The sequence below is a fragment of the Pseudomonas sp. ACM7 genome, assembly GCF_004136015.1.
Lineage (GTDB): Bacteria > Pseudomonadota > Gammaproteobacteria > Pseudomonadales > Pseudomonadaceae > Aquipseudomonas > Aquipseudomonas frigoris.
The window spans coordinates 1173496-1197871 of record NZ_CP024866.1 but is presented as its reverse complement, the minus strand read 5'-3'; the positions used below and the strand labels follow the sequence as shown (position 1 = coordinate 1197871).

The window sequence follows — 24376 nt, the reverse complement described above, 5'->3', positions numbered from 1 at the left end:
GCCGTCCCACCTGATTTATTATCTGGGCGGCTCTTTCTTTTTGTGTCGGCGCAAACTTATATCACGCCGACCATGTTGGCGATACTTGCGCATCTAACCTTTCAGCTTCTTTACGACCCTGTCGCAAACGGCTTGGTAGATGTCGCAAATTTACAGCCTCGACGCAAGCGGACTGACAACTTTTAACGTTGTTTTCCAGGGCCTGAGCATCGGTAAAAAGAGTCCCTGGTGAAACGCTTGAATCTCCATCGGGCAACCCTGCCACTGTTTTTATTTGCCTTAAGGCTTCCACTTCCAGCGGACGCTTCAGAGGCGATGTGGGTGTGAATGCAACAAGCGTGCACAAATCAGAATCCTGCTGGTTTTTTTTCTGAATGGTTGCTGGTCGCTGTAAAAACCTCATAAAACCGGGGTGTTCAAGCACGTTTTGTTTGGGCTTGACGCCATGGTTTGCATCGTGTTGCACCCTTATGGCCGACTGCATGACAACCAAAAACGTTACCGGTTCACCCCACCAGTGAGTAGATGGCGGATGCCTGACCGACTCAGCGTAGACGCAATGTGCGGTTTTGGTGCAAAAAATTTTAATCGCTGTACTGAATTCATACAGCGCGGCCGTTTGCCAATCACGAACGCTTCGTTGTTTTTCAGTCAGTTCGGCGTTTTTTGCATGGTTAGTGGTTCTGTAATGGTGCGCCCTGATCGAAAATGACTCATGTCGGGGCGCGCGACCAGTCGTTCGTAGTTTCTCGGGGCGGCTTCGACAATGGTTCGTCGTGAAGCCAGCGGCGTTCGCAGGTATGCTGCCGTCCTGTCGCTTGGTGCGCCGTCTCTCGGGATGGGCGCTAAGCTGAAAAATGATGACCCGGCGGGAGTGCGCGCAGTGTTCGCTTTAGATCCACGGCTTCAACAAGACACGTTACCGATCGGGGATTTCCCACTCTGCCGGTTGCTGCTGTCCAATGATTCGAACTACCCCTGGTTCATTCTGGTGCCACGTCGCGACGATATCAGTGAGATATTTCAGTTGGATGTCGCAGATCAACAGCAGCTGTGGCAGGAAACGACCGCACTGGCGGAAATGCTCAAGGACTCGTTTGATGCGGACAAGTTGAATGTCGCGGCCTTGGGTAATGTCGTCAGTCAGTTGCACATGCATGTGATTGTGCGCAAGCGCGAAGACGCCGCCTGGCCGGCGCCGGTCTGGGGTAAACACCCAGCCAAGCCTTATGGCCCGGAGCAGATCGCGTTGATTCGCGAGCGGTTGCGCCTGGTATTGACCGATGATTTTACGTTTCTGGAGGGTTGAATCATGAGCCTGGAAGCACGCGTTACCGATCTGGAGAGCCAGCTGGCGTTTCAGGATGACACCATCCAGGCATTGAGTGATGTGCTGGCGACGCAGCAGCGTGCGGTTGAGCGCCTGCAACTGCAAATGGCCGCCTTGCTCAAGCGGCAAGAAGAAATGGCCGGTCAGTTCGAGACGTTTGAAGAAGAAGCGCCACCGCCGCATTACTGAGTGTGACCAACAGACGGGCAACAAAAAACCGCGAACAGCCAGGCTGTTCGCGGTTTTTTTTAGCCTTGAATCAGCGACGCGGCAGAGCGGCGATCACATCTTCGGCTTGCAGGCCCTTGTCACGGTTCATGACAGAGAACTCCACACGCTGGCCTTCGACCAGGACGCGATGACCTTCGCCACGAATGGCCCGGAAATGCACGAAAATATCGTCGCCGGAATCACGGGAAATAAAGCCGAAGCCTTTGGAGGTGTTGAACCACTTGACGGTGCCGGTATCACGGTTGCTCATGTCGTAGCTTGGCGAGGCGGCGGCCGGTGAGGATTTGTAGAAGCTGATGGCCAGGTGCAGAAGAACGGCAATCAGGGCAGCGACCAGGCTGAACAGAACAGCAGGTTGACCGGCAATGACAGGCATCGGCGCGATCAGCGTCAGGGTTTGCAGGACGACGGTCAGAACCAGGAGGGCGCTGACCAGGTTTTGCAGTTGATGACGCGGGCCTTTGTTCCAGTAGGGGATAACAGGAGCGAGGGTGAGGTTGAGCAGGCCGAAAAAGGCCAGGTACAACGCATCGGGTTGTTGCAGGTAAGGTACGGCTTCGGATCGCAGGCTAGGGATGAAGGACAACAGCAAGGCTGCTGCGCCCATTAGCAGGTGGACAATTTTCAACATTTTGAGTAACTCACGTTAAGACGGATCACAAGGAAGAGCTGATTGAGCACGGTTCGCTTCAGAACAATAAGAGGCGTTGGACACGTACCCGGTATCAGCCTATGCGCAGCCCCCGGAAAATAGGCGGTAGCGACACACTGTCTATTTAACAGCAAAGCCTGCAGCTACTCAAATCAGGCAGTCCAGCGGTGCCCTGAGGGTCGATTTGTCGCAGGTAACCGGAGAACCCGGGGCTGCGGGGTGCCGGCAGGCTTGCTAGAGTGGTCCTGCACCTGCTGGATGAATTTCATTACCTTTAGGGGAAACGCATGGCAATCGATATCGGTATCAGTGAAGAGGATCGCAAGTCCATCGTCGACGGGCTTTCGCGTCTGCTGTCGGACACTTATGTACTTTATTTGAAAACCCATAACTTCCATTGGAACGTCACCGGTCCGATGTTTCGGACCCTGCACTTGATGTTCGAGGAGCAATATAACGAGTTGGCCCTGGCCGTCGATTCGATTGCCGAGCGAATTCGTGCCCTCGGATTTCCTGCTCCGGGTGCCTATTCTATTTATGCGCGCCTTTCTTCCATTAAGGAGGAGGTGGGTGTGCCCAGTGCTGAAGACATGATCAAGCAACTTGTCGAAGGCCAGGAGGCGGTCACGCGTACTGCACGCGGGATTTTTCCACTGCTCGACAAGGTCAGTGACGAGCCAACGGCTGACCTCCTGACCCAGCGTATGCAAGTCCACGAGAAAACCGCGTGGATGCTGCGCTCCCTGCTGGATCAGTAACAATGTCAGTGCGCGGATGACGCCCATGAGGTGTTGTTCGCGCCCTGTCTTCTCGTAACGATTAGTGTCTTTCTGTTGAACGATATTGCGCCCAGGCGTGTAGGAAATTGTCTGGAGTAGGACGGTCTCCATGATCGCCCTTCAGTTGTTGGCTTATCCTACGTTGATGGTCATAAAGTCATCTGGATATAACTTTGTCCCTGCGCTTTTATAGAGAAACAGCTTGTTGCTCTTATAAAAACGCAAGGATGACAAAGGAGTGTCAACGATATGGTTTACGAAGACAGACGAAGCGAGTGGAGGGGCGGTCCAGTCAAGGATGTAAGGATTGATCCATTTGTCAGCGAATTTGATATGGGCCTGGCCCAGCCTTTATCCCGGTCAGTACGGCTGAATGGCTTTGCAACCTGTTTGCGGCTTGAACAGGTCTACTGGGATATTTTGGGCGACATGGCCAAGGTCAACTGCTGTACGGTCAGTGCGCTGCTGTCCCATGTGGACCGCGAGGTGCATTTGCGTCACGGCGGGGTCAAGAACTTCACCGGACTGGTGCGGGTTGTGTGCGTCGTGCACAGCCTGAAGGAAGGCGGCTGCGTCGCCATGCCTTAGCCACAGGGGTGGAATGGGTAGAGTGTCGGTCTGTGCAGTCTTACGGCTGCACAGGCTGCATTTAATGGATATAATCCCGCTCTTTGCCGCAAAACCCAGCGTGTGCGGTAGCAATCTGATCGCCGAGACAACCCCCATGCCGATGTACGACTATCAATGTGCTTCCTGTGGTCATCAGTTGGAAGCCATTCAAAAGATCAGCGCAGCACCGCTGGTCGACTGCCCTGCCTGCCAGGCGCCAGAGCTTAAGAAGATGCTGTCCATGCCGGGCTTCCGCCTTAGCGGTACCGGCTGGTACGAAACCGATTTCAAGACCGGTTCCAAGAAGAACCTGGCCGGCGGCGACAAAGCTGACTAGGGTCTTGAACCTGAGTTGAACGACACGTGCGAGCTCTTGCCTCATCTGGCGCCTTTTACAAGGGCAGGATATGAGCAAGGTCTCCAACCGAATTTCGAATTACGAGAAGCGAACCACTACCATGATGCGCAGCCATTATTGCGGCCAACTGAACGAAAGCCTGGAAGGCCAGGAAATTACCCTTTGCGGATGGGTTCACCGTCGCCGTGACCACGGTGGGGTGATTTTCCTCGATATCCGTGATCGTGACGGTCTGGCCCAGGTGGTGTTCGACCCGGACCGCGCTGAAACCTTCGCCGCCGCGGATCGCGTGCGCAGCGAATACGTGGTCAAGGTCACCGGCAAGGTCCGCCTGCGTCCGGCCGGTGCCGGCAACGCCAACATGGCGTCGGGCATGATCGAAGTGCTGGGCTACGAGCTGGAAGTATTGAACGAAGCGGAAACCCCGCCGTTCCCGCTCAACGAGTTCTCCGACGTCGGCGAAGAAACCCGCCTGCGTTATCGCTTCATCGACCTGCGTCGTCCGGAAATGCTCGAGAAGCTGCGTCTGCGTTCGCGCATGACCACCAGCATCCGCCGTTACCTGGACGAGAACGGCTTCCTCGATGTCGAGACGCCGATCCTGACCCGCGCCACCCCGGAAGGTGCTCGCGATTACCTGGTGCCGAGCCGTACTCACGCCGGTTCCTTCTTCGCCTTGCCGCAATCGCCGCAGCTGTTCAAGCAACTGCTGATGGTTGCCGGCTTCGATCGCTACTACCAGATCGCCAAGTGCTTCCGCGACGAAGACCTGCGTGCCGACCGTCAGCCTGAATTCACTCAGATCGACATCGAAACCAGCTTCCTCGATGAAAAAGACATCATCGGCATCACCGAAGGCATGATCCGCAACCTGTTCAAGGAAGTGCTGGATCTGGAGTTCGGTGAGTTCCCGCACATGACCTTCGAAGAGGCCATGCGTCGTTACGGTTCCGACAAGCCGGACCTGCGTAACCCGCTGGAACTGGTTGACGTTGCCGATCAACTGAAAGAAGTCGACTTCAAGGTGTTCAGCGGCCCGGCCAACGACCCGAAATGCCGCGTTGCCGCCTTGCGCGTTCCAGGCGCGGCGAGCATGCCGCGCAAGCAGATCGACGACTACACCAAGTTCGTCGGCATCTACGGTGCCAAGGGCCTGGCGTACATCAAGGTCAACGAGCGCGCCAAAGGCGTTGAAGGTCTGCAATCGCCGATCGTCAAGAACATCCCTGAAGCCAACCTCAATGTGATCCTTGATCGCGTTGGCGCGGTTGACGGCGACATCGTGTTCTTCGGTGCCGACAAAGCCAAGATCGTCAGCGAAGCCCTGGGCGCGCTGCGGATCAAGGTCGGTAACGATCTGAACCTGCTGACGTGCGAGTGGGCACCGATGTGGGTTGTCGACTTCCCGATGTTCGAAGAGAACGACGACGGTAGCTTCACTGCCTTGCACCACCCGTTCACCGCGCCGAAGTGCACCCCGGAAGAACTGGAAGCCAACCCGGCGACCGCTCTGTCCCGTGCCTACGACATGGTCCTGAACGGCACCGAGCTGGGTGGCGGTTCGATCCGTATCCATCGCAAGGAAATGCAACAGTCGGTGTTCCGTCTGCTGGGTATCAGTGAAGCGGAACAGGAAGAGAAATTCGGCTTCCTGCTCGACGCCCTGAAATACGGCGCACCGCCGCACGGTGGCCTGGCCTTCGGTCTGGACCGTCTGGTGATGCTGATGACCGGCGCCCAGTCGATCCGTGAAGTGATCGCCTTCCCGAAAACCCAGAGCGCCGCTTGCGTCATGACTCAGGCCCCGGGTGTGGTAGATGCCAAGGCACTGCGCGAACTGCACATTCGTCTGCGCGAAACGCCTAAAGCTGAGTAAGGCTGACCAGAAGGGCGCATCTTCGGATGCGCCCTTTCTTTATAGAAAGGTCGAGATTTTTATTTGCCGGCTGGCGCGTCATGGCGTGGCGGGCAATGTTTCAAAGAGAATTCGGAGCGAGATATGGCGGGTCATTCCAAGTGGGCGAACATCAAGCACCGCAAAGAACGTCAGGATGCCAAGAAGGGCAAGATTTTCACCAAGTGGATTCGTGAACTGACCGTTGCTGCCCGTCAGGGCGGTAGTGATCCGGGTTCCAACCCGCGTTTGCGTCTGGCGCTGGACAAGGCCCTCGGCGCGAATATGAGCCGCGACATCATCGATCGCGCGGTCGCCCGCGGCGCCGGTGCTGCCGACACCGACGACATGGTCGAGCTGACCTACGAAGGCTACGGCCCGGGCGGCGTGGCGGTGATGGTCGAGTGCATGACCGACAACCGCAACCGCACCGCCGCCGCTGTTCGCCATGCGTTCAGCAAATGCGGCGGCAACCTCGGTACGGACGGTTCGGTGGCCTATCTGTTCGAGCGCAAGGGGCAGATTTCCTTCGCCCCAGGCGTCGATGAAGATGCGCTGATGGAAGCGGCGATGGAGGCCGATGCCGATGACGTGGTGACCCACGAAGACGGCTCCATCGACGTATTTACCTCGTTCGCCGGTTTCTACTCCGTGCGTAACGCGCTGGAAGCGGCCGGTTTCAAAGGTGATGATGCGGAAATCGTGATGCTGCCGACCACCAGTGCCGAACTGGACCTGGAAGGCGCCGAGAAGGTTCTCAAGCTGATCGACATGCTTGAAGACCTGGATGACGTGCAGAACGTTTATTCCAACGCGGACATTCCTGAGTCGGTCGCCGCACAGCTCGGTTGATGCATTTATTAAAGATCGCAGCCTTCGGCAGCTCCTACAGTTACCCTCGAATACTCGCACTAGCTTTGCAGGCGTTATGACTTTAATTCTTGGTATCGACCCCGGTTCGCGCATTACCGGTTATGGCGTAGTGCGAGATACCGGGCGTGGTTGCGTTTACGTGGCGTCGGGCTGCATTCGCACAGGTTCCGGCGAGCTGCATGAACGCCTGCAAATCGTCTATCGCGGCGTGCGCGAAGTCATCCAGACGTACGGCCCGGTGACCATGGGCATTGAAAAGGTCTTCATGGCGCGCAACGCTGACTCTGCATTGAAACTTGGCCAGGCCCGCGGCGCAGCCATCGTTGCCGGGGCGGAAGAAAGCCTGGAAATCGCTGAATACACCGCGACCCAGGTCAAGCAGGCGGTGACCGGGACCGGCGCGGCGAATAAAGAGCAGGTGCAAATGATGGTCATGCACATGCTGAAACTGACCAGCAAACCTCAAATCGATGCCTCGGACGCCTTGGCCATCGCCATTTGCCATGCTCACACCCGTTCCAGCCTGTTGCCCCATGGCCTGGGCACGGCACGCAGTCGTGGCGGACGCCTGCGTCTCTGATAGCATCAGCAATCATTTTTTATGGAGCGAGGGTTTTGCGCCTGTGTCGTCGGCGCAAAACCCTTGCTCTGTCAGTCGCCAGCTGCTGAGTTGGCCAACGCTCAAGGATCTGAAACGTGATTGGACGCTTGCGCGGAACACTGGCTGAGAAACAGCCGCCGCACCTGATTCTGGATGTAAACGGTCTGGGGTATGAGCTGGAAGTGCCCATGACCACGCTTTATCGCTTGCCGTCGGTCGGTGAACCGCTGACCTTGCACACCCATTTGGTCGTACGCGAAGACGCGCAGTTACTCTATGGCTTCTTCGGCAAGCGCGAGCGAGACTTTTTTCGCGAGTTGATCCGTCTCAATGGTGTAGGGCCGAAATTGGCCCTGGCCCTGATGTCGAGCCTGGAAGTCGATGAGCTGGTCCGCTGCGTACAATCCCAGGACACCTCGGCGCTGACCAAGGTGCCGGGCGTGGGCAAAAAGACCGCCGAGCGTTTGCTGGTGGAACTCAAGGACCGCTTCAAGGCCTGGGAAACGGTGCCGGCGATGTTCGCGTTGGTGCCAAACCAGCCGGGTGCGCCAGATGCGCCAGCTCCGGTCGCTACCGCCGAAAATGACGCGGTCAGCGCGCTGATCTCCTTGGGCTACAAGCCGCAGGAAGCCAGCAAGGCGATTTCTGCGATCAAGGAGAAAGGTTTGAGCAGTGAAGACATGATTCGTCGTGCCCTGAAGGGAATGATCTAAGTGATTGAAGCTGATCGTCTGATTACCGCCACGCCCGGCCCTCGTGACCGCGAGGAAGTCCAGGACCGAGCGATTCGTCCTGTCAGCCTGGCCGAGTACATTGGCCAGCCGACCGTTCGCGAGCAGATGGAGTTGTTCATCCAGGCTGCCCGTGGGCGCAATGAATCCCTGGACCACACGCTGATTTTCGGCCCGCCGGGTCTGGGTAAAACCACCCTGGCCAACATCATCGCCCAGGAAATGGGCGTGTCGATCAAGAGCACTTCGGGCCCGGTGCTTGAGCGCCCGGGTGATCTGGCTGCGCTGCTGACCAATCTTGAGCCACACGACGTGCTGTTTATCGACGAAATCCATCGGCTCTCACCGATCGTCGAAGAAGTGCTGTACCCGGCCATGGAAGATTTCCAGCTCGACATCATGATCGGCGAAGGGCCGGCCGCGCGCTCGATCAAGCTTGATCTGCCGCCGTTCACGCTGGTCGGTGCGACGACGCGGGCGGGGATGCTGACCAATCCGCTGCGCGACCGTTTCGGCATCGTCCAGCGCCTGGAGTTCTACAACACCGCCGATCTGGCAACGATTGTCAGTCGTTCGGCGAATATCCTCGGCTTGCCCCTGGACCCGGAAGGCGCTTTCGAAATCGCCCGCCGTGCCCGTGGTACGCCACGGATCGCCAACCGCTTGCTGCGCCGGGTTCGGGATTTCGCCGAAGTTCGCGCCAAGGGCCACATTACCAAACCGATCGCCGACCTGGCCTTGAACCTGCTGGATGTCGACGAGCGTGGTTTCGATCACCAGGATCGACGTCTGTTGTTGACCATGATCGAGAAGTTCGACGGTGGGCCGGTCGGGGTCGATAGTCTCGCTGCAGCCATCAGTGAAGAGCGCCACACCATTGAAGACGTGCTGGAGCCGTACCTGATCCAGCAGGGCTACATCATGCGTACGCCGCGGGGGCGAGTGGTGACCCGGCATGCGTACCTGCACTTCGGTTTAAACATCCCGTCACGATTGGGCGAGATGCCCGTGGTAGACGAGTTCCTCGATGCCGTGGACGATAAATAACCTTTGCGCGCTGATTTATTCGGGGTTTGTGCGGTCCCAGGACCGTACTTTCGCCAGAAAGCCGTGAATCAATGAAAAACAGTTGCCTGGCCGGATTGGCAACCTGAGGAGTAAGCACTAGAGTATGCGCGCGCAAAACGGGCTTGAGCCTTTCGCACTTCGTTGTCGCGTTTATTACGAGGACACCGATGCGGGCGGCATCGTGTATTACGTTAATTACCTCAAGTTTATGGAACGGGCTCGAACCGAGCGGCTCCGGGAGCTGGGCTTTGCCCAATCCCAGCTTGCAGGTGAGGACCTGTTGTTCGTCGTGCATTCCAGCGAAGCGCGTTACCACGCGCCGGCGCGACTGGACGACGAGCTGCTGGTAAGCGCTGAAGTAATCGAATTGAACCGTGTCAGCCTGCGCTTCAAACAGCAGGTCAGGCGGGCCACGGATAATGCGCTGCTCTGCGAGGGGCAGTTTTTGGTGGCCTGTGTGCGCACTAACAGTTTGAAACCCCGGGCCATTCCCGAAGCTCTACGTGCGGCCTTTGCCGACGTGAGCGGCGCGGGTACACACTCAAAGCAGGAGATAAAGCGTGGAAGCTAACGTCGTCGACCATTCCTCCATGTGGAGCCTGGTCAGCAATGCCAGTATCGTGGTGCAACTGGTAATGCTGATCCTGGTAGCCGCATCGGTGACCTCATGGATCATGATCTTTCAGCGCAGCAATCTGCTGCGCGCCGGTCGACGTGCCCTGGAGAGCTTTGAAGAGCGCTTCTGGTCGGGTATCGACCTGTCCAAACTCTACCGTCAGGCCGGCAGCAATCCTGATCCGGATTCGGGCGTAGAGCAGATCTTCCGTGCCGGTTTCAAGGAATTCTCCCGTCTGCGTCAGCAGCCAGGCGTTGACCCGGAAGCGGTCATGGAAGGCGTGGCCCGTGCCATGCGCGTCGCCATTTCCCGCGAAGAAGAAAAGCTCGAGCAGAGCCTGCCGTTCCTCGCGACCGTAGGTTCCGTCAGCCCGTACATCGGTCTGTTCGGTACCGTCTGGGGGATCATGAACTCCTTCCGTGGTCTGGCAACTGCCCAGCAAGCGACCCTGGCCACTGTGGCTCCAGGTATCGCCGAGGCACTGATCGCAACCGCGATCGGTCTGTTCGCCGCCATCCCGGCCGTTATCGCTTACAACCGTTTTGCTGCTCGCAGCGAAACCCTGCTGAGCCGTTACTACACCTTCGCCGACGAATTCCAGGCGATCCTGCACCGCAAAGTGCACACCAGCGAAGAATAAGCAGGTAATTTCCAATGGCTTTAATCGCTCGAGCTCGCAAAAAGCGCAAGCCGGTTGCCGAGATGAACGTGGTGCCTTACATCGACGTGATGTTGGTACTGCTGGTCATCTTCATGGTGACCGCTCCGATGCTCAATCAGGGCGTGAAAGTTGATCTGCCCAAGGTTTCCAGCGAAGCCTTGCCGCAGGACAACAACACCCAGGTCCTGACCATTTCGATCAAGGCTGACAAGACCTACTACTGGAACCTTGGCAGCGAAGTCGACACCGAAAAGCAGCAGGACAAGGCCATGACCTTGCCGCAGATGACTGACGCCGTGACCAAGATCATTCGCGCCGGCACTGAAGGTGGCAAGCGTACTCAGGTGTTCATCCGCGGCGACAAGACCGTCGATTACGGTTCCGTTATGGGCGCCATGGGCGGGTTGCAGAAAGCCGGGGTCGGTAATGTTGGCTTGATTACCGAGGCACCCTGATGCAGCAAATGCGAGAGCCGTCCGCCTCGGAAAGCTACTTCTGGCCTAGTGTCTGGGCGCTTGTCTTGCACGTGCTGGTTTTCGGCATGCTGTTTGTCAGTTTCGCCTTCACGCCCGAACTGCCGCCGGCCAAGCCGATTGTCCAGGCGACCCTGTACCAACTGAAATCGAAAAGTCAGGCGACCACCCAGACCAATCAGAAGATTGCGGGTGAGGCGAAGAAATCCGCCGCGCGCCAGACCGAAGTCGAACAGATGGAACAGAAAAAGATCGAGCAGGAAGCGATCAAAGCCGCGGAACAAAAGAAGGAAGATGCGGCTCAAAAAGCCGAAGAATCAAAAAAGGCCGACGAGACGAAGAAAGCGGAAGAGGCTAAAAAGGCTGATGAAGCCAAGAAAGCCGATGAAGCGAAGAAGACCGCCGAAGCTAAAAAGGCCGAAGAGAAAAAATTGGCTGATATAGCCAAGAAGAAGTCTGAAGAAGAAGCCAAGAAAGCAGCTGAAGAAGAGGCCAAGAAAGCGGCCGCTGAAGAAGCGAAGAAAAAGATCGTCGAAGACGCGAAGAAGAAAGCCGCGGAAGACGCCAAGAAGAAATCTGAAGCTGAGGACGCGAAGAAGAAAGTCGCGGAAGACGCGAAGAAGAAAGCTGCTGCCGATGCTGCGAAGAAAAAATCGCAGGAAGCGGCACGTAAATCCGCCGAAGACAAAAAGGCTCAGGCCCTGGCAGATTTGCTTTCAGACACGCCGCAGCGTCAGCAGGCCTTGGCGGATGAGCAGGGTGACGAAGTCGCCGGTAGTTTCGATGATCTGATCCGTGCTCGTGCAGCGGAAGGCTGGGCTCGTCCACCTTCGGCCCGCAAAGGCATGACAGTCGTGTTGCAGATCGGCATGTTGCCGGACGGTACGTTGACTTCGGTCAGCGTGGCCAAGTCCAGTGGCGATGGTCCGTTTGACGCTTCGGCTGTAGCAGCGGTGAAGAATATTGGACGTTTGACAGAAATGCAGGGAATGAAGCCGAGCGATTTCGCTCCGTATCGTTCATTCAAGATGACATTCACACCTGAGGATCTAGCCTTGTGAGAAACCTTCTTCGAGGAATGCTTGTCGTTATCTGCTGCCTGGCAGGGATAGCGGCAGCTGATGAAAAAAACATTCTGGTCACCAGCGGCAGTGATCGGGCCACCCCGATCGCAGTCGTTCCGTTTGGCAACCAGGGCGGCAGCGTTCTGCCGGACGACATGGCCGAAATCATCGGTAACGACCTGCGCAACTCGGGTTACTACTCGCCGATTCCTAAACAGAACATGATCAGCCAGCCAAGCCAGGCCAGCGAAATCATCTTCCGTGACTTCAAGGCGCTGGGTGCCCAGTACGTCATGGTCGGCAGCATTGCTCCTGCGGGCGGTCGCCTGCAGGTCCAATACGCACTGTTCAACGTCGCCACCGAGCAGCAAGTGCTGACCGGCAGCGTGTCGGGCAGCGTCGATCAACTGCGTGACATGTCGCACTACATTGCGGACCAGTCGTTCGAAAAACTCACCGGTATCAAAGGTGCGTTCTCGACTCGTCTGCTGTACGTGACAGCCGAGCGTTTCTCCGAGAAGAACACTCGCTACACGCTGCAACGTTCGGACTATGACGGTGCCCGTGCTGTGACCCTGCTGCAATCGCGCGAGCCGATCCTGTCGCCGCGTTTCGCACCGGACGGCAAGCGCATCGCTTATGTGTCGTTCGAGCAGAAGCGTCCGCGTATCTTCATGCAGAACATCGACACCGGTCGCCGTGAGCAGATCACCAACTTCGAAGGCCTGAATGGCGCGCCAGCATGGTCGCCGGATGGTAATCGTCTGGCATTCGTACTGTCGAAAGATGGCAACCCGGACATCTACGTGATGAACCTGGGTTCGCGTCAGATCACTCGTGTCACTAACGGTCCTGGCATCAACACCGAACCGTTCTGGGGTAAAGATGGTTCGACCATCTACTTCACCTCGGACCGTGGCGGCAAGCCGCAGATCTACAAAACCAGCGCAGGCGGTGGTGGTGCGGAACGTGTGACCTTTATCGGTAACTACAACGCCAACCCTAAGCTTTCGGCTGATGAAAAGACCCTGGTGATGATCCATCGTCAGGAAGGTTTCACTAATTTCAAGGTGGCGGCCCAGGATTTGCAGCGCGGAAGCGTAAAAATCCTCACTGATAGCACTCTGGACGAGTCGCCTACTGTTGCGCCCAACGGCACCATGGTAATCTACGCCACCCGCCAGCAGGGCCGGGGAGTCTTGATGCTCGTGTCCATTAATGGACGCGTAAGGCTCCCGCTTCCTACCGCACAAGGCGAAGTCAGAGAACCTTCCTGGTCCCCTTACCTGAACTGACGCGGCGCTACACGTTGTACTTAACACACTGGGGTTCATTAGGAGTTTCACGATGGAAATGCTGAAGTTTGGTAAATTTGCTGCGCTGGCTCTGGCCATGGCTGTAGCTGTAGGTTGCTCGTCCAAAGGCGGCGACAATGCCGGAGAAGGCGCTGTAGATCCAAACGCTGGTTACGGCGCAAACACTGGTGCAGTTGACGGCTCCCTGAGCGAAGAAGCTGCTCTGCGCGCAATCACCACTTTCTACTTCGAATACGACAGCTCGGACCTGAAGCCAGAAGCCATGCGCGCTCTGGACGTTCACGCCAAAGACCTGAAAGCAAACGGCGCTCGCGTTGTTCTGGAAGGCAACACCGACGAACGTGGTACTCGTGAGTACAACATGGCACTGGGCGAGCGTCGTGCGAAAGCCGTTCAGCGTTACCTGGTACTGCAAGGTGTTTCCCCAGCTCAGCTGGAACTGGTTTCCTACGGCGAAGAGCGTCCAGTTGCTACCGGCAACGACGAGCAGTCCTGGGCTCAAAACCGTCGCGTCGAACTGCGTAAGTAATTCGCCATGCGAACGTGCCGTCGTGCTGTAACTGTTTTGGCTCTCAGCCTCGCACCGCTTGCGGTGTGGGCTGCGGTTCCTGTGGTCGATAACGACTCCGGCTATACCAATAGCGGGACTAGTAATCCGCCTGCAGGTTACGGTACGAACGGCGCCTATGCCGGGGGAGGGGTTTCGGCCCCTGTCTCGGCACAGGGCGAGCTGTTCAACCAACTGCAATCAATGCAGGAGCAGATCTCGCGCCAACAAGGCATCATCGAAGTTCTGCAAAATGATGTAGCGCGCATGAAGCAAGAGAACCTGGAGCGATATCAGGATCTTGATCGGCGCATAGGAACCGGCGTTGCACCAGCCGCGACTCCTGATAATTCTTCCGCCGGTGGCAGTTTGAATGCCCCCGGTGCAGCAGCGGGCGCAGCCGCAGGAGCGGCAGCCGCTGCCACTTCCACACAAGCGCCTGCCGCGGGTAGCGAGCCGGCTGATCCGGCGAAGGAAAAACTGTATTACGATGCAGCCTTCGACCTGATCAAAGCCAAGGATTTCGACAAGGCCAGCCAGGCGTTTGCCGCATTCCTGCGCAAGTACCCGAACAGTCAGTATGCGGGTAATGCCCAGTACTGGTTGGGCGAAGTGAATCTGGCCAAAGGCGATCTGCAAGGTGCAGGTCAGGCTTTTGCCAAGGTTTCACAGCTGTACCCCAAGCATCCAAAAGTGCCTGATTCGCTGTACAAGCTGGCTGATGTAGAGCGCCGCCTTGGTCATCCCGACAAGGTCAAAGGCATTCTGCAACAGGTAGTGTCCCAATATCCGGGCACCTCCGCTGCTCAGCTGGCTCAGCGTGATCTGCAGAAAATGTAAGGCTGCTTGACCTGTTTCGAAGAAACCCGCGCTTGTCGCGGGTTTTTTCGTTAGAATTCACGCCCTTTTTATGAAACACGCTTTTTGGGATCTGCGCGGTGGCGGGGTTCCTTGAAGTGCCTGACGGAGGCGGACAGCCTGTTTAGCTGTTATGCCCGTGGCGACTATGCAAGACACATTGAGAATCACCGAAGTTTTCTACTCGTTGCAGGGTGAAACGCGGACTGCCGGGCTGCCCACTGTTTTTGTGCGCCTGACCGGTTGCCCATTGCGTTGCCAATACTGCGACAGCGCCTACGCGTTCACTGGCGGAACCATTCGCACGCTCGACGACATCCTCGAGCAAGTGGCCGGTTTTCGTCCGCGTTACGTCTGTGTCACCGGCGGCGAGCCGCTGGCACAACCCAACGCCATCCCATTGCTCAAGCAGTTGTGTGACGCCGGTTACGAGGTCTCGCTGGAAACCAGCGGTGCCCTGGATATCTCGGCGGTCGATCCACGGGTCAGTCGCGTCGTCGACCTGAAAACCCCGGGTTCGAAAGAAGCCCATCGCAACCGCTACGAGAACATCGAACTGCTCACGCGCAACGATCAGGTGAAGTTCGTCATCTGCTCGCGGGAAGACTATGACTGGGCCGTGTCCAAGCTGATCCAGTACGGTCTGGATCAGCGCGCCGGTGAAGTCCTTTTCTCGCCAAGTCACCATGATCTCAATGCACGGGACCTGGCTGACTGGGTGGTGGCGGACAACCTGCCAGTGCGCCTGCAGTTGCAGTTGCATAAATATCTTTGGAATGACGAGCCGGGGCGCTGAAATGACTGAACAACTGAACACTACCGAAAAACGTGCAGTCATCTTGCTGTCCGGCGGCCTGGACTCGGCGACCGTCGTGGCGATCGCTCGTGCTGAAGGTTACAGCTGCTACACCGTGAGCTTCGACTACGGTCAGCGGTCTCACGCCGAATTGCACGCCGCCGAACGTGTCGCCCGAGACTTGGGTGTTATCGAACACAAGGTCATCGGTCTGAACCTGAACGGTATCGGCGGTTCGGCACTGACCGACAGCAGCATCGACGTGCCGGAAGTGCCGGGTGAAGGTATTCCGGTGACTTACGTGCCGGCGCGCAACACGGTGTTCCTGTCCCTGGCTCTGGGCTGGGCTGAAGTGCTGGGCGCGCGTGACATCTTTATTGGTGTGAACGCCGTGGATTACTCCGGATACCCAGACTGCCGTCCCGAATTTATTGAGTCTTTCGAGCGCATGGCCAATCTGGCGACGAAGGCCGGTGTAGAGGGGAATGGTTTTCGCATTCAGGCGCCATTGCAGAACCTGAGCAAGGCGCAAATTGTCCAGGCAGGCGTGAAGCTGGGTGTCGATTATGGGCTGACTGTTTCCTGCTATCAGGCCGATGATAAGGGTCGCGCTTGCGGCAAATGCGACAGCTGCCGCCTGCGTGCAGAAGGCTTTGCGGCAGCCGGAATCAGCGACCCGACACCTTATTTTTGATTTATTTCAAATTAGGTGTTGAATAGTCCTTAAAAATCAGTATTATACGCGCCACCACACAGCGGGTCGTTAGCTCAGTTGGTAGAGCAGTTGGCTTTTAACCAATTGGTCGTAGGTTCGAATCCCACACGACCCACCATTTTTGTAGCAGTTTTAAAAGTCTGGAAGGCCCACGTAAGTGAGGATTTCCGGATTTTTTTTTGCCCGCGATTTGAGCTCGCATCAAAGCGTGGCTACACCGTGACGCAGGTCAGAATCATCTTTTGCATCCACGGGATATTCTGTAGCCTTGCGCAGCTTCAATGTTGTCCGTGCCTGATGATACTCACTCTCCCGGCGGTACCCTGAAGGGTCCGGAGCCGGGTGTATACTCGACTTTCGCGCGAAAGCGCCTGCAGGTCTTGCGAACATGACGCAGATTTCCGAACGCCTTCTGGTTCAAGCCCACCTCGACGCCAAGCAGCCCAAGCCGCTGACCGCCGAGGAGGAGGCCTATTACCGTGCCGCCATCGCTGCCGAGCTCAAGGCTCAGGACGCGGTGCTGGTTGCTCACTTCTATTGCGATCCGGTCATTCAGGCCCTGGCCGAAGAAACCGGAGGCTGTGTCTCCGACTCGCTGGAGATGGCCCGCTTCGGCAATGCTCACCCGGCCAAGACCGTGGTGGTCGCCGGTGTGAAGTTCATGGGCGAGACCGCCAAAATCCTCAACCCTGAAAAACGCATCCTGATGCCAACCCTGGAAGCGACCTGCTCGCTGGACCTGGGTTGCCCGGTGGACGAGTTCTCGGCGTTCTGCGATCAGCACCCGGAACGTACCGTGGTGGTGTATGCCAACACGTCGGCGGCGGTCAAAGCCAGGGCAGATTGGGTGGTGACTTCAAGCTGCGCGCTGGAGATCGTCGAAAGCCTGATGGATAACGGCGAAACCATCATTTGGGGCCCGGACAAACACCTGGGCACCTACATCCAGCGCCAGACCGGCGCGGACATGCTGCTGTGGGACGGTGCCTGCATCGTTCACGAAGAGTTCAAGTCCAAACAGCTCGAAGACATGAAGGCGCTGTACCCGGATGCAGCTATTCTGGTGCATCCGGAGTCGCCGACGGCGGTGATCGAGTTGGCGGATGCCGTCGGCTCCACCAGTCAGTTGATTGCGGCAGCCCAGAGCCTGCCAAACAAGACCCTGATCGTCGCTACTGATCGCGGCATCTTCTACAAGATGCAGCAGCTGTGCCCGGACAAGGTCTTCATCGAAGCGCCAACGGCCGGTAACGGCGCAGCGTGCCGCAGCTGCGCACATTGCCCGTGGATGGCGATGAATACCCTTGAGCGCACGCTCAAGAGCTTGAAGGAAGGGACTAACGAGATCTTTGTCGATCCCGCGCTGATTCCACAAGCGATTCGGCCGCTCAAGCGCATGCTCGACTTCACACAGGCAGCGCGGATGAAATTAGCCGGCAACGCTTGAGATCTGTCAGCTAGTTGCAAAAAACTGTGGGAGCGAGCGTGCTCGCGATAGCGGTCTGTCAGTCAGTCACATACATGTTGACTGAAACGCCGCCATCGCGAGCAAGCTCGCTCCCACAGTGGTTTTCGTATGGCTGGATTACTTGGTTTTCTTTGGAATCCGCACGAGCTGGGTATTGGAGTAGATGTCATGCCAGCTGCGTTTCTGTTTGTCGAACAGCGACCAGAAGAAACCCAGCCCGACGCACAGCAAGGACGCGATCGACACCACAAAGCGCAGCAACGCCTGCCACAGACTGATGGATGAACCGTCGGCGTTTTGCACGCGTATGCACCAGACCTGCATCCCCAGGGTCTGACCGGACCAGGTCCAGAATTTGGCGAAGAAACCGAACAGCACAAACAGCAGCACCGTTGACAGCAATGGATCGCCGTCCAGCGCGCCGGCCTCGGTAAGGGTGCGCATTTTGTCTTCGCCGATGATCGCCATCTGGATCATCTTGTAAATCCCGCTGGTGACGATCAGCAGGGCGGTACACAACAAGAAGTCGTAGAACATCGCTGCCAGGCGACGACCCAGGGTGACGGCAGGAAAGTCGCCCTGGGGTTTTAGAAGATGTTTCGACATGGCAGCCTCTGGACGGAAAAAAGAAGCCATTTTACGGATTTACGCGCACAAAAAAGCCCCTGATGTCAGCATCAGGGGCTTTTTCGTAACAGAAGATCAGGCTTCTGCTTGTACTTCGTCAGCTTGCATGCCTTTCTGGCCTTGCACAGCAACGAAAGTCACTTTCTGGCCTTCTTTCAGGCTCTTGAAGCCGTTGCCCTGAATAGCGCGGAAATGCACGAACAGATCCGGACCGCTTTCTGGAGTGATAAAACCAAAACCTTTCTCGTCGTTAAACCACTTGACGGTACCGCTCTGACGTTGGGACATTTCTTATTTCCTTTAACGCAAAAATTAATGACAGCCTCCTTCTTGTGAAAGAGTACTGGGGCTGGTTGCAGGAGAGTAAGAAGACGCCGAACGGGATGTAGCTAACTTGTAGGCTACTGCCCAGGTCACGATTCCAAGCGACCCATGCAAACACAGTGAACAAACTCTACGCCAACTACGGGAGAAAAAACAAGCCCTGTGGAGGGCCCGGATTTGCTCGCGCCGGGGCGTTTATGCCGCAACTAGTGTTGGCTTATGCAATCGCCGTGTTCAATTGTTTTCGATCGTTATAAGCAAAGTTCATAAACGAAGCTTACAGGTAAAGTGATGCACTGTTTTATGGCGGTTGCGTTACACATTAGTGCGCTGTTAACGCAACCGCGTTACTTATAGAAACAGTCAATCAGCCACGGTAGTAGCGTTGTGGAACAAATGGCATTTTGCTTACAAGCAAAGGCACCTTTTTCCCACGAACAAACGCCCATACCGGCGTATCGAGAGCGATATAAGCACTGTCGACGTAACCCATCGCCAAAGGGCCGCCCAAGGTCGGACCGAAGCCACCACTGCAAACCGCACCAATGATGTCGCCTGCTTCATTGACGATCTCTGCACCTTCGCGCACTGGCGTGCGTTCTTGAGGCAGAAGGCCCACGCGCTTGCGGCTGACACCGGCTTGTTGCTGTCCGAACACGGTTTCTGCGCCGGGGAAGCCGCCAGCACGTGCGCCATCAGCGCGACGAGGCTTGGAGATGGCCCACAGCAGGCTTGCTTCGATCGGGGTGGTCTCGGTGTTCATGTCGTGGCCGTAGAGGCACAGGCCGGCTTCCAGGCGCAGGGAGTCGCGAGCGCCAAGGCCGATGGCCGCTACTTCAGGTTCGGCCAGCAGGGCGCGAGCCAAGGCTTCGGCGTTGGCGGCCGGTACGGAGATTTCGTAACCGTCTTCACCGGTATAGCCCGAACGGCTGACAAAGCAGTCCACGCCCAGCAGTTTCACGCGGGCGAACTGCATGAAGGTCATCTTCGCTACTTCAGGTGCCAGGCGCGCGAGCACGGTGACGGCGGCCGGACCTTGCAGCGCCAGCAGGGCGCGTTCTTCAAACAACGGCTCGATGGTGCACTGGTCGCCGATGTGTTTGCGCAGATGCGCCAGGTCCTGGTCCTTGCAGGCGGCGTTGACCACCAGGAACAGTTCGTCGTTACCCAGGTTGGCGACCATCAAGTCGTCGAGGATGCCGCCGGTCTCGTTGGTGAACATCGCGTAACGCTGCGTGCCCACAGGCAGGTCGATGATGTCCACCGGCACCAGGGTTTCCAGCGCCTTGGCGGCATCGGCGCCGGTCAGGCGGATCTGGCCCATGTGCGAGACATCGAACAGCCCGGCCTGATCACGGGTGTGCTGGTGTTCTTTCATCACGCCGAGCGGGTATTGCACCGGCATGTCATAGCCGGCAAACGGCACCATGCGGGCGCCGAGTTCGATGTGCAGTGCGTGCAGCGGGGTTTTCGACAGTTGTTCGGTGGACATATTCAGCTCCTGAAAAAGTGTGCAAATGCGCGTAAGCATCAGCACTCGATAATGTTGACCGCCAAACCGCCACGGGCGGTTTCCTTGTATTTGCTTTTCATGTCGGCGCCGGTCTGGCGCATGGTGCGGATGACCTTGTCGAGTGAGACGAAGTGTTGACCGTCGCCGCGCAGGGCCATGCGCACCGCATTGATTGCCTTGACCGACCCCATGGCGTTGCGCTCGATGCAAGGCACTTGCACCAGCCCGCCAATCGGGTCGCAGGTCAGGCCGAGGTTGTGTTCCATGCCGATTTCGGCGGCGTTTTCCACTTGCTGTACGGTGCCGCCAAGCACTTCGCACAGGGCGCCGGCGGCCATGGAGCACGCCACGCCAACCTCACCCTGACAGCCAACTTCGGCGCCGGAGATCGAGGCGTTTTCTTTATAGAGAATGCCAATCGCGGCCGCGGTCAGCAGAAAACGCACGACGCCGTCTTCGTTGGCCCCGGGGATGAAGCGCATGTAGTAATGCAAAACAGCGGGGACGATCCCTGCCGCACCGTTAGTGGGAGCCGTCACCACGCGCCCGCCGTTGGCGTTTTCTTCGTTGACCGCCAGTGCGTAGAGGTTGACCCAGTCCAGCACCGACAGCGGATCTCGCAGGGATGATTCCGGGTTCTTGCACAGTTGCCGATGCAGCGCGGCCGCCCGACGTTTGACCTTCAAACCACCCGGCAGGATGCCTTCGTTACGACAACCGGCGGCGACGCAGTCCTGCATCACTTGCCAGATTTTCAGCAGGCCGGCGCGGGTTTCCGCTTCCGGGCGCCAGGCACTTTCGTTGGTCAGCATCACCTGGCTGATGGACAGGCCGTAGGTGGTGCAGTGACCGAGCAGGTCCTTGGCGCTTTTGAACGGGAAGGTCAGTGGCGTGGCGTCTTCGACGATACGGTCGGCGCCGGCGGCGTCTTCATCGACCACAAAACCGCCGCCGACCGAGTAGTACTCGCGGCTGCGGATTTGTATGCCCGCCGCATCGAAGGCGCGAAAGATCATGCCGTTGGGGTGATAGGCCAACGGTTTGCGGATCATCGCCAAATGTACTTTCTCATTGAACGCAATGCTGTGTTCGCCGAGCAGGTTCAAGCGACCATTGCCACGAATCTCTTGCAGACGGGCGGCGACGGTTTCGGTGTTCACGGTGTCCGGGTGTTCGCCTTCCAGGCCCAGCAACACGGCCTTGTCGCTGCCGTGGCCTTTACCGGTGGCGCCGAGTGATCCGTAGAGCTCGACTTTGACGCAGGTGGTTGCGGCCAGCAGCCCTTCACGGCGCAAACCTTCAGCGAAACGAGCAGCTGCACGCATCGGGCCGACGGTGTGGGAACTGGAGGGGCCGATGCCAATCTTGAACAGGTCGAACACGCTTAAAGACATGGTTGTTCTCCGGTTTCTTGTTATAGGTATGGGCGCAATCTGGTGCTTTGCACGGTCCCCTGTGGGAGCGGGCTTGCTCGCGAATGCGGTGTATCAGTCACCATCAATGTTGCCTGACCCACCGCATTCGCGAGCAAGCCCGCTCCCACAAGGGGATATGTAGTGTTCTTGAAAGTGGGGGCAGGCGAACCCGCCCCCATCAGTTTTAAGCGTAGCTTTCGATCGAAGGGCAGGCGCAGATCAGGTTGCGATCGCCAAACACGTTGTCGACGCGACCGACCGGTGGCCAGTACTTGCCTTCGATCAGCGACGCTACTGGATACACCGCTTGCTCACGGCTGTACGGATGCGTCCATTCACCGACGATTTCCGCCGCAGTGTGCGGGGCGTTTTTCAGCGGGTTGTCGTCCTTGTCCAGGGTGCCGTTTTCCACCGCGCGGATTTCTTCGCGGATGCGGATCATGGCGTCGCAGAAGCGGTCCAGTTCTTCTTTGGATTCGCTTTCGGTCGGCTCGATCATCAAGGTGCCGGCGACGGGGAACGACATGGTCGGGGCATGGAAGCCGAAGTCGATCAGGCGCTTGGCGACGTCATCGACGCTGATGCCGCTGCTGTCTTTCAACGGGCGCAAATCGAGGATGCATTCGTGCGCCACCAGGCCGTTGCTGCCGGTGTAGAGCACCGGGTAGTGCTCTTCGAGGCGACGGGAAATGTAGTTGGCATTGAGGATCGCCAGTTGCGAAGCGCGCTTCAGACCGGCGCCGCCCATCATCCGAATGTACATCCAGGTGATCGGCAAAATGCTCGCGCTGCCGAACGGTGCTGCGCAGACTGCGCCTTCTTTACGTTCCATGGTGCCGTGACCCGGCAGGAACGGGGTCAGGTGCGACTTGACGCCAATCGGGCCGACGCCCGGGCCGCCACCGCCGTGGGGGATGCAGAAGGTTTTGTGCAGGTTCAGGTGCGACACGTCGCCGCCGAACTTGCCCGGGGCACAGAGGCCGACCATGGCGTTCATGTTGGCGCCGTCGATGTACACCTGGCCGCCGTGGTCGTGAATGATGCCGCAGATTTCGCGGATGCCTTCTTCGAACACGCCGTGGGTCGACGGGTAGGTGATCATCAGCGCGGCGAGGTGTTCGCGGTGCTCGATGGCCTTGGCGCGCAGGTCTTCGATGTCGACGTTGCCGCGGGCATCGCAGGCGGTGACGACCACGCGCATGCCGGCCATGTTGGCGGTGGCCGGGTTGGTGCCGTGGGCGGACGAGGGGATCAGGCAGATGTCGCGACGGTCTTCGCCACGGCTCTGGTGGTAGGCGCGAATCGCCAGCAGGCCGGCGTATTCGCCCTGGGAACCGGCGTTCGGTTGCAGGGAGATCGCGTCGTAACCGGTGGCGGCGCAGAGCATCGCTTCCAGTTCATCGGTCAGCTGCTGGTAGCCGGCGCTTTGCGCGGCCGGGGCGAACGGGTGCAGGGCGCCGAACTCGGCCCAGGTCACCGGGATCATTTCGCTGGCGGCGTTGAGTTTCATGGTGCACGAGCCCAGCGGGATCATGGTGCGATCCAGNGCCAGGTCCTTGTCGGCGAGCTTGCGCAGGTAGCGCATCAGCTCGGTTTCCGAGTGGTAGCGGTTGAACACCGGGTGGCTGAGGATGGGCGATTGACGCAGCAGGGCGGCCGGGATCGTGCTAGTCACCGAAGCGGCGAGAGCAGCGAAGTCCGGCAGGGTTTTGCCGTCGGCCAGCAGGGCCCACAGGGTTTCCACGTCAGCTTGCGAGGTGGTTTCGTCGAGGGACAGGCCCAGACGTTCGCCATCGATTACGCGCAGGTTGATCTGCTTGGCGCGCGCCTTGTCGTGCAACGCGGTGGTTTGCGCGCCGGTCTTAATGGTCAGCGTGTCGAAGAAGTTTTCCTGCTCGACGCTCAGGCCCAATGCGCTCAAGCCTTGGGCCAGAATCGCGGTCAGGTGATGCACGCGGTTGGCAATCTGCGTCAGGCCTTTCGGGCCGTGGTACACGGCGTACATGCTGGCGATGTTGGCCAACAAGACCTGCGCGGTGCAGATGTTGCTGGTGGCTTTCTCGCGGCGGATGTGTTGCTCGCGGGTCTGCATCGCCAGGCGCAGGGCCGGCTTGCCGAAACGGTCGACGGAGACGCCGACCAGACGGCCCGGCATGTCGCGCTTGAATGCATCCTTGGTGGAGAAATATGCCGCGTGCGGGCCACCGAAGCCCCGCGGCACGCCGAAGCGTTGCGCGCTGCCGATGGCCACGTCGGCACCGAATTCGCCTGGCGGGGTGAGCACGGTCAGGGCCAGCAGGTCGGCGGCGACCGCCACCAGCGCATTCGCCGCGTGGAAGCGTTCGGTCAGTTCGCGGTAATCGAAGACGTCACCGTTGCTCGCCGGGTATTGCAGCAGGGCGCCAAAGAAGGTGCTGACGTCAGTCAGTTCAAGTTCGTCGCCCACCACCACGTCGATGCCCAGCGGCTCGGCCCGGGTGCGCAGCACGTCGAGGGTTTGCGGGTGGCAATGCACGGAAGCGAAGAACGCATGGCTGCCCTTGTTCTTGCTCAGGCGTTTGCAGAAGGTCATCGCTTCGGCGGCGGCGGTGGCTTCATCCAGCAGCGAGGCGTTGGCGATCGGCAGGCCGGTGAGGTCGCTGATCAGGGTCTGGAAGTTCAGCAGCGCTTCGAGACGGCCCTGGGAGATTTCCGGTTGGTACGGGGTGTAGGCGGTGTACCAGGCCGGGTTTTCCAGCAGGTTGCGCAGGATTGGCGACGGCGTGTGCGTGCCGTAGTAGCCNTGGCCGATGTAGGTCTTGAACAGCTGGTTTTTGCCGGCGATGGATTTGATCAAGGCCAGGGCATCGGCTTCGCT

Annotated in this window: 27 protein-coding genes and 1 tRNA gene; 21 read left to right on the top strand and 7 right to left on the bottom strand. The window is 58.2% G+C overall.

From position 1 onward, the window contains the following. Positions 1 to 61: 61 nt before the first annotated feature. A complete protein-coding gene (locus tag CUN63_RS31655) occupies positions 62 to 484 on the bottom strand; it encodes a hypothetical protein (protein WP_218570144.1) in 423 nt (140 codons plus the stop codon). Positions 485 to 883: 399 nt separating this feature from the next. On the opposite strand from CUN63_RS31655, the gene CUN63_RS05850 reads away from it, so the two are divergent. Beyond that, positions 884 to 1309, top strand: a complete 426-nt coding sequence (locus tag CUN63_RS05850; protein WP_129445062.1) for an HIT domain-containing protein — start codon at positions 884 to 886, stop codon at positions 1307 to 1309. Positions 1310 to 1312: 3 nt separating this feature from the next. Next, positions 1313 to 1519 carry a SlyX family protein gene (locus CUN63_RS05845; protein ID WP_008147392.1) on the top strand — a complete coding sequence of 69 codons (207 nt, stop codon included), beginning with the start codon at positions 1313 to 1315 and terminating at the stop codon, positions 1517 to 1519. 70 nt (positions 1520 to 1589) lie between these two features. On the opposite strand, the gene CUN63_RS32545 is transcribed toward CUN63_RS05845, so the two are convergent. Continuing rightward, positions 1590 to 2192 (bottom strand): cold-shock protein, encoded by a 603-nt coding sequence (locus CUN63_RS32545; protein WP_008147390.1) that lies wholly within the window; start codon positions 2190 to 2192, stop codon positions 1590 to 1592. A 308-nt stretch (positions 2193 to 2500) separates the two neighbouring features. Between CUN63_RS32545 and CUN63_RS05835 the strand changes: the two genes are divergently transcribed. The 19 genes from CUN63_RS05835 to nadA all read left to right on the top strand — a co-directional run bounded on the left by CUN63_RS05835 (position 2501) and on the right by nadA (position 17619). Further along, positions 2501 to 2971 carry a Dps family protein gene (locus CUN63_RS05835; protein WP_129437851.1) on the top strand — a complete coding sequence of 157 codons (471 nt, stop codon included), beginning with the start codon at positions 2501 to 2503 and terminating at the stop codon, positions 2969 to 2971. Between the two features lie 270 nt (positions 2972 to 3241). Beyond that, positions 3242 to 3580, top strand: a complete 339-nt coding sequence (locus CUN63_RS05830; RefSeq protein ID WP_129437849.1) for a ribbon-helix-helix domain-containing protein — start codon at positions 3242 to 3244, stop codon at positions 3578 to 3580. A 136-nt stretch (positions 3581 to 3716) separates the two neighbouring features. After that, the gene (locus CUN63_RS05825; protein WP_010457489.1) at positions 3717 to 3938 is read left to right on the top strand and encodes an FmdB family zinc ribbon protein; all 222 of its coding nucleotides are present in this window, start codon (positions 3717 to 3719) and stop codon (positions 3936 to 3938) included. Between the two features lie 121 nt (positions 3939 to 4059). Next, a complete protein-coding gene (gene aspS, locus CUN63_RS05820; protein WP_129437847.1) occupies positions 4060 to 5835 on the top strand; it encodes an aspartate--tRNA ligase in 1776 nt (591 codons plus the stop codon). A 123-nt stretch (positions 5836 to 5958) separates the two neighbouring features. After that, complete coding sequence (locus tag CUN63_RS05815) at positions 5959 to 6705, top strand: YebC/PmpR family DNA-binding transcriptional regulator (protein WP_129437845.1); 747 nt, start codon at positions 5959 to 5961, stop codon at positions 6703 to 6705. A 76-nt stretch (positions 6706 to 6781) separates the two neighbouring features. After that, a complete protein-coding gene (gene ruvC / locus CUN63_RS05810) occupies positions 6782 to 7306 on the top strand; it encodes a crossover junction endodeoxyribonuclease RuvC (protein WP_008147379.1) in 525 nt (174 codons plus the stop codon). Between the two features lie 116 nt (positions 7307 to 7422). Beyond that, positions 7423 to 8040 carry a Holliday junction branch migration protein RuvA gene (ruvA, locus tag CUN63_RS05805; RefSeq protein ID WP_129437843.1) on the top strand — a complete coding sequence of 206 codons (618 nt, stop codon included), beginning with the start codon at positions 7423 to 7425 and terminating at the stop codon, positions 8038 to 8040. After that, positions 8041 to 9105 (top strand): Holliday junction branch migration DNA helicase RuvB, encoded by a 1065-nt coding sequence (gene ruvB / locus CUN63_RS05800; protein ID WP_123367885.1) that lies wholly within the window; start codon positions 8041 to 8043, stop codon positions 9103 to 9105. Between the two features lie 124 nt (positions 9106 to 9229). Beyond that, complete coding sequence (gene ybgC, locus CUN63_RS05795) at positions 9230 to 9697, top strand: tol-pal system-associated acyl-CoA thioesterase (RefSeq protein ID WP_008147372.1); 468 nt, start codon at positions 9230 to 9232, stop codon at positions 9695 to 9697. Further along, the gene (gene tolQ, locus CUN63_RS05790; RefSeq protein ID WP_046049659.1) at positions 9687 to 10382 is read left to right on the top strand and encodes a protein TolQ; all 696 of its coding nucleotides are present in this window, start codon (positions 9687 to 9689) and stop codon (positions 10380 to 10382) included. The genes ybgC and tolQ overlap by 11 nt, the downstream gene beginning before the upstream one ends. A gap of 23 nt (positions 10383 to 10405) precedes the next feature. Then, positions 10406 to 10858 carry a protein TolR gene (gene tolR, locus CUN63_RS05785; protein WP_161807482.1) on the top strand — a complete coding sequence of 151 codons (453 nt, stop codon included), beginning with the start codon at positions 10406 to 10408 and terminating at the stop codon, positions 10856 to 10858. Beyond that, entirely contained in the window at positions 10858 to 11937 is a 1080-nt protein-coding gene (gene tolA / locus CUN63_RS05780; RefSeq protein WP_129437841.1) for a cell envelope integrity protein TolA, read from the top strand. Before tolR ends, tolA begins: the two co-directional genes overlap by 1 nt. After that, a complete protein-coding gene (tolB, locus tag CUN63_RS05775) occupies positions 11934 to 13235 on the top strand; it encodes a Tol-Pal system beta propeller repeat protein TolB (protein WP_074879460.1) in 1302 nt (433 codons plus the stop codon). The genes tolA and tolB overlap by 4 nt, the downstream gene beginning before the upstream one ends. Positions 13236 to 13287: 52 nt before the next feature. Further along, a complete protein-coding gene (pal, locus tag CUN63_RS05770; RefSeq protein ID WP_003178634.1) occupies positions 13288 to 13785 on the top strand; it encodes a peptidoglycan-associated lipoprotein Pal in 498 nt (165 codons plus the stop codon). 6 nt (positions 13786 to 13791) lie between these two features. Further along, positions 13792 to 14643, top strand: a complete 852-nt coding sequence (ybgF, locus tag CUN63_RS05765) for a tol-pal system protein YbgF (RefSeq protein WP_129437839.1) — start codon at positions 13792 to 13794, stop codon at positions 14641 to 14643. 166 nt (positions 14644 to 14809) lie between these two features. Beyond that, on the top strand, positions 14810 to 15457 hold the full coding sequence (gene queE / locus CUN63_RS05760; RefSeq protein ID WP_129437837.1) for a 7-carboxy-7-deazaguanine synthase QueE: 648 nt from the start codon (positions 14810 to 14812) through the stop codon (positions 15455 to 15457). A gap of 1 nt (position 15458) precedes the next feature. Next, entirely contained in the window at positions 15459 to 16151 is a 693-nt protein-coding gene (gene queC, locus CUN63_RS05755; RefSeq protein ID WP_129437835.1) for a 7-cyano-7-deazaguanine synthase QueC, read from the top strand. Between the two features lie 63 nt (positions 16152 to 16214). Next, a tRNA-Lys gene (locus tag CUN63_RS05750) sits at positions 16215 to 16290 on the top strand. Between the two features lie 270 nt (positions 16291 to 16560). Then, entirely contained in the window at positions 16561 to 17619 is a 1059-nt protein-coding gene (gene nadA / locus CUN63_RS05745; RefSeq protein ID WP_129437833.1) for a quinolinate synthase NadA, read from the top strand. Positions 17620 to 17757: 138 nt separating this feature from the next. Here the strand turns inward: nadA and CUN63_RS05740 are convergent, their stop codons facing one another. The 5 genes from CUN63_RS05740 to gcvP form a co-directional block, all read right to left on the bottom strand. After that, entirely contained in the window at positions 17758 to 18246 is a 489-nt protein-coding gene (locus CUN63_RS05740) for an RDD family protein (protein ID WP_111451447.1), read from the bottom strand. Positions 18247 to 18342: 96 nt separating this feature from the next. Next, entirely contained in the window at positions 18343 to 18555 is a 213-nt protein-coding gene (locus CUN63_RS05735) for a cold-shock protein (protein WP_003175786.1), read from the bottom strand. Positions 18556 to 18958: 403 nt separating this feature from the next. Beyond that, positions 18959 to 20083, bottom strand: coding sequence for a glycine cleavage system aminomethyltransferase GcvT (gene gcvT / locus CUN63_RS05730; RefSeq protein ID WP_129437831.1), 1125 nt, complete (start codon positions 20081 to 20083; stop codon positions 18959 to 18961). 38 nt (positions 20084 to 20121) lie between these two features. Further along, a complete protein-coding gene (locus tag CUN63_RS05725) occupies positions 20122 to 21498 on the bottom strand; it encodes an L-serine ammonia-lyase (RefSeq protein WP_129437829.1) in 1377 nt (458 codons plus the stop codon). A 205-nt stretch (positions 21499 to 21703) separates the two neighbouring features. Continuing rightward, on the bottom strand, positions 21704 to 24376 hold a 2673-nt coding region (gene gcvP / locus CUN63_RS05720; protein WP_129445061.1), incomplete at its 5' end, for an aminomethyl-transferring glycine dehydrogenase.

Bases quoted from the DNA above. Each gene is read 5' to 3' on its own strand.
- CUN63_RS05725 (WP_129437829.1), bottom strand. From the start codon at position 21,498: ATGTCTTTAAGCGTGTTCGACCTGTTCAAGATTGGCATCGGCCCCTCC.
- CUN63_RS05835 (WP_129437851.1), top strand. From the start codon at position 2,501: ATGGCAATCGATATCGGTATCAGTGAAGAGGATCGCAAGTCCATCGTC.
- CUN63_RS31655 (WP_218570144.1), bottom strand. From the start codon at position 484: ATGCAGTCGGCCATAAGGGTGCAACACGATGCAAACCATGGCGTCAAG.
- ruvC (WP_008147379.1), top strand. From the start codon at position 6,782: ATGACTTTAATTCTTGGTATCGACCCCGGTTCGCGCATTACCGGTTAT.
- aspS (WP_129437847.1), top strand. From the start codon at position 4,060: ATGATGCGCAGCCATTATTGCGGCCAACTGAACGAAAGCCTGGAAGGC.
- ybgC (WP_008147372.1), top strand. From the start codon at position 9,230: ATGCGCGCGCAAAACGGGCTTGAGCCTTTCGCACTTCGTTGTCGCGTT.
- gcvT (WP_129437831.1), bottom strand. From the start codon at position 20,083: ATGTCCACCGAACAACTGTCGAAAACCCCGCTGCACGCACTGCACATC.
- tolA (WP_129437841.1), top strand. From the start codon at position 10,858: ATGCAGCAAATGCGAGAGCCGTCCGCCTCGGAAAGCTACTTCTGGCCT.
- CUN63_RS05815 (WP_129437845.1), top strand. From the start codon at position 5,959: ATGGCGGGTCATTCCAAGTGGGCGAACATCAAGCACCGCAAAGAACGT.
- CUN63_RS05845 (WP_008147392.1), top strand. From the start codon at position 1,313: ATGAGCCTGGAAGCACGCGTTACCGATCTGGAGAGCCAGCTGGCGTTT.
- nadA (WP_129437833.1), top strand. From the start codon at position 16,561: ATGACGCAGATTTCCGAACGCCTTCTGGTTCAAGCCCACCTCGACGCC.
- CUN63_RS05830 (WP_129437849.1), top strand. From the start codon at position 3,242: ATGGTTTACGAAGACAGACGAAGCGAGTGGAGGGGCGGTCCAGTCAAG.
- queC (WP_129437835.1), top strand. From the start codon at position 15,459: ATGACTGAACAACTGAACACTACCGAAAAACGTGCAGTCATCTTGCTG.
- queE (WP_129437837.1), top strand. From the start codon at position 14,810: ATGCAAGACACATTGAGAATCACCGAAGTTTTCTACTCGTTGCAGGGT.
- pal (WP_003178634.1), top strand. From the start codon at position 13,288: ATGGAAATGCTGAAGTTTGGTAAATTTGCTGCGCTGGCTCTGGCCATG.
- CUN63_RS05740 (WP_111451447.1), bottom strand. From the start codon at position 18,246: ATGTCGAAACATCTTCTAAAACCCCAGGGCGACTTTCCTGCCGTCACC.
- CUN63_RS05825 (WP_010457489.1), top strand. From the start codon at position 3,717: ATGCCGATGTACGACTATCAATGTGCTTCCTGTGGTCATCAGTTGGAA.
- CUN63_RS32545 (WP_008147390.1), bottom strand. From the start codon at position 2,192: ATGTTGAAAATTGTCCACCTGCTAATGGGCGCAGCAGCCTTGCTGTTG.
- CUN63_RS05735 (WP_003175786.1), bottom strand. From the start codon at position 18,555: ATGTCCCAACGTCAGAGCGGTACCGTCAAGTGGTTTAACGACGAGAAA.
- ybgF (WP_129437839.1), top strand. From the start codon at position 13,792: ATGCGAACGTGCCGTCGTGCTGTAACTGTTTTGGCTCTCAGCCTCGCA.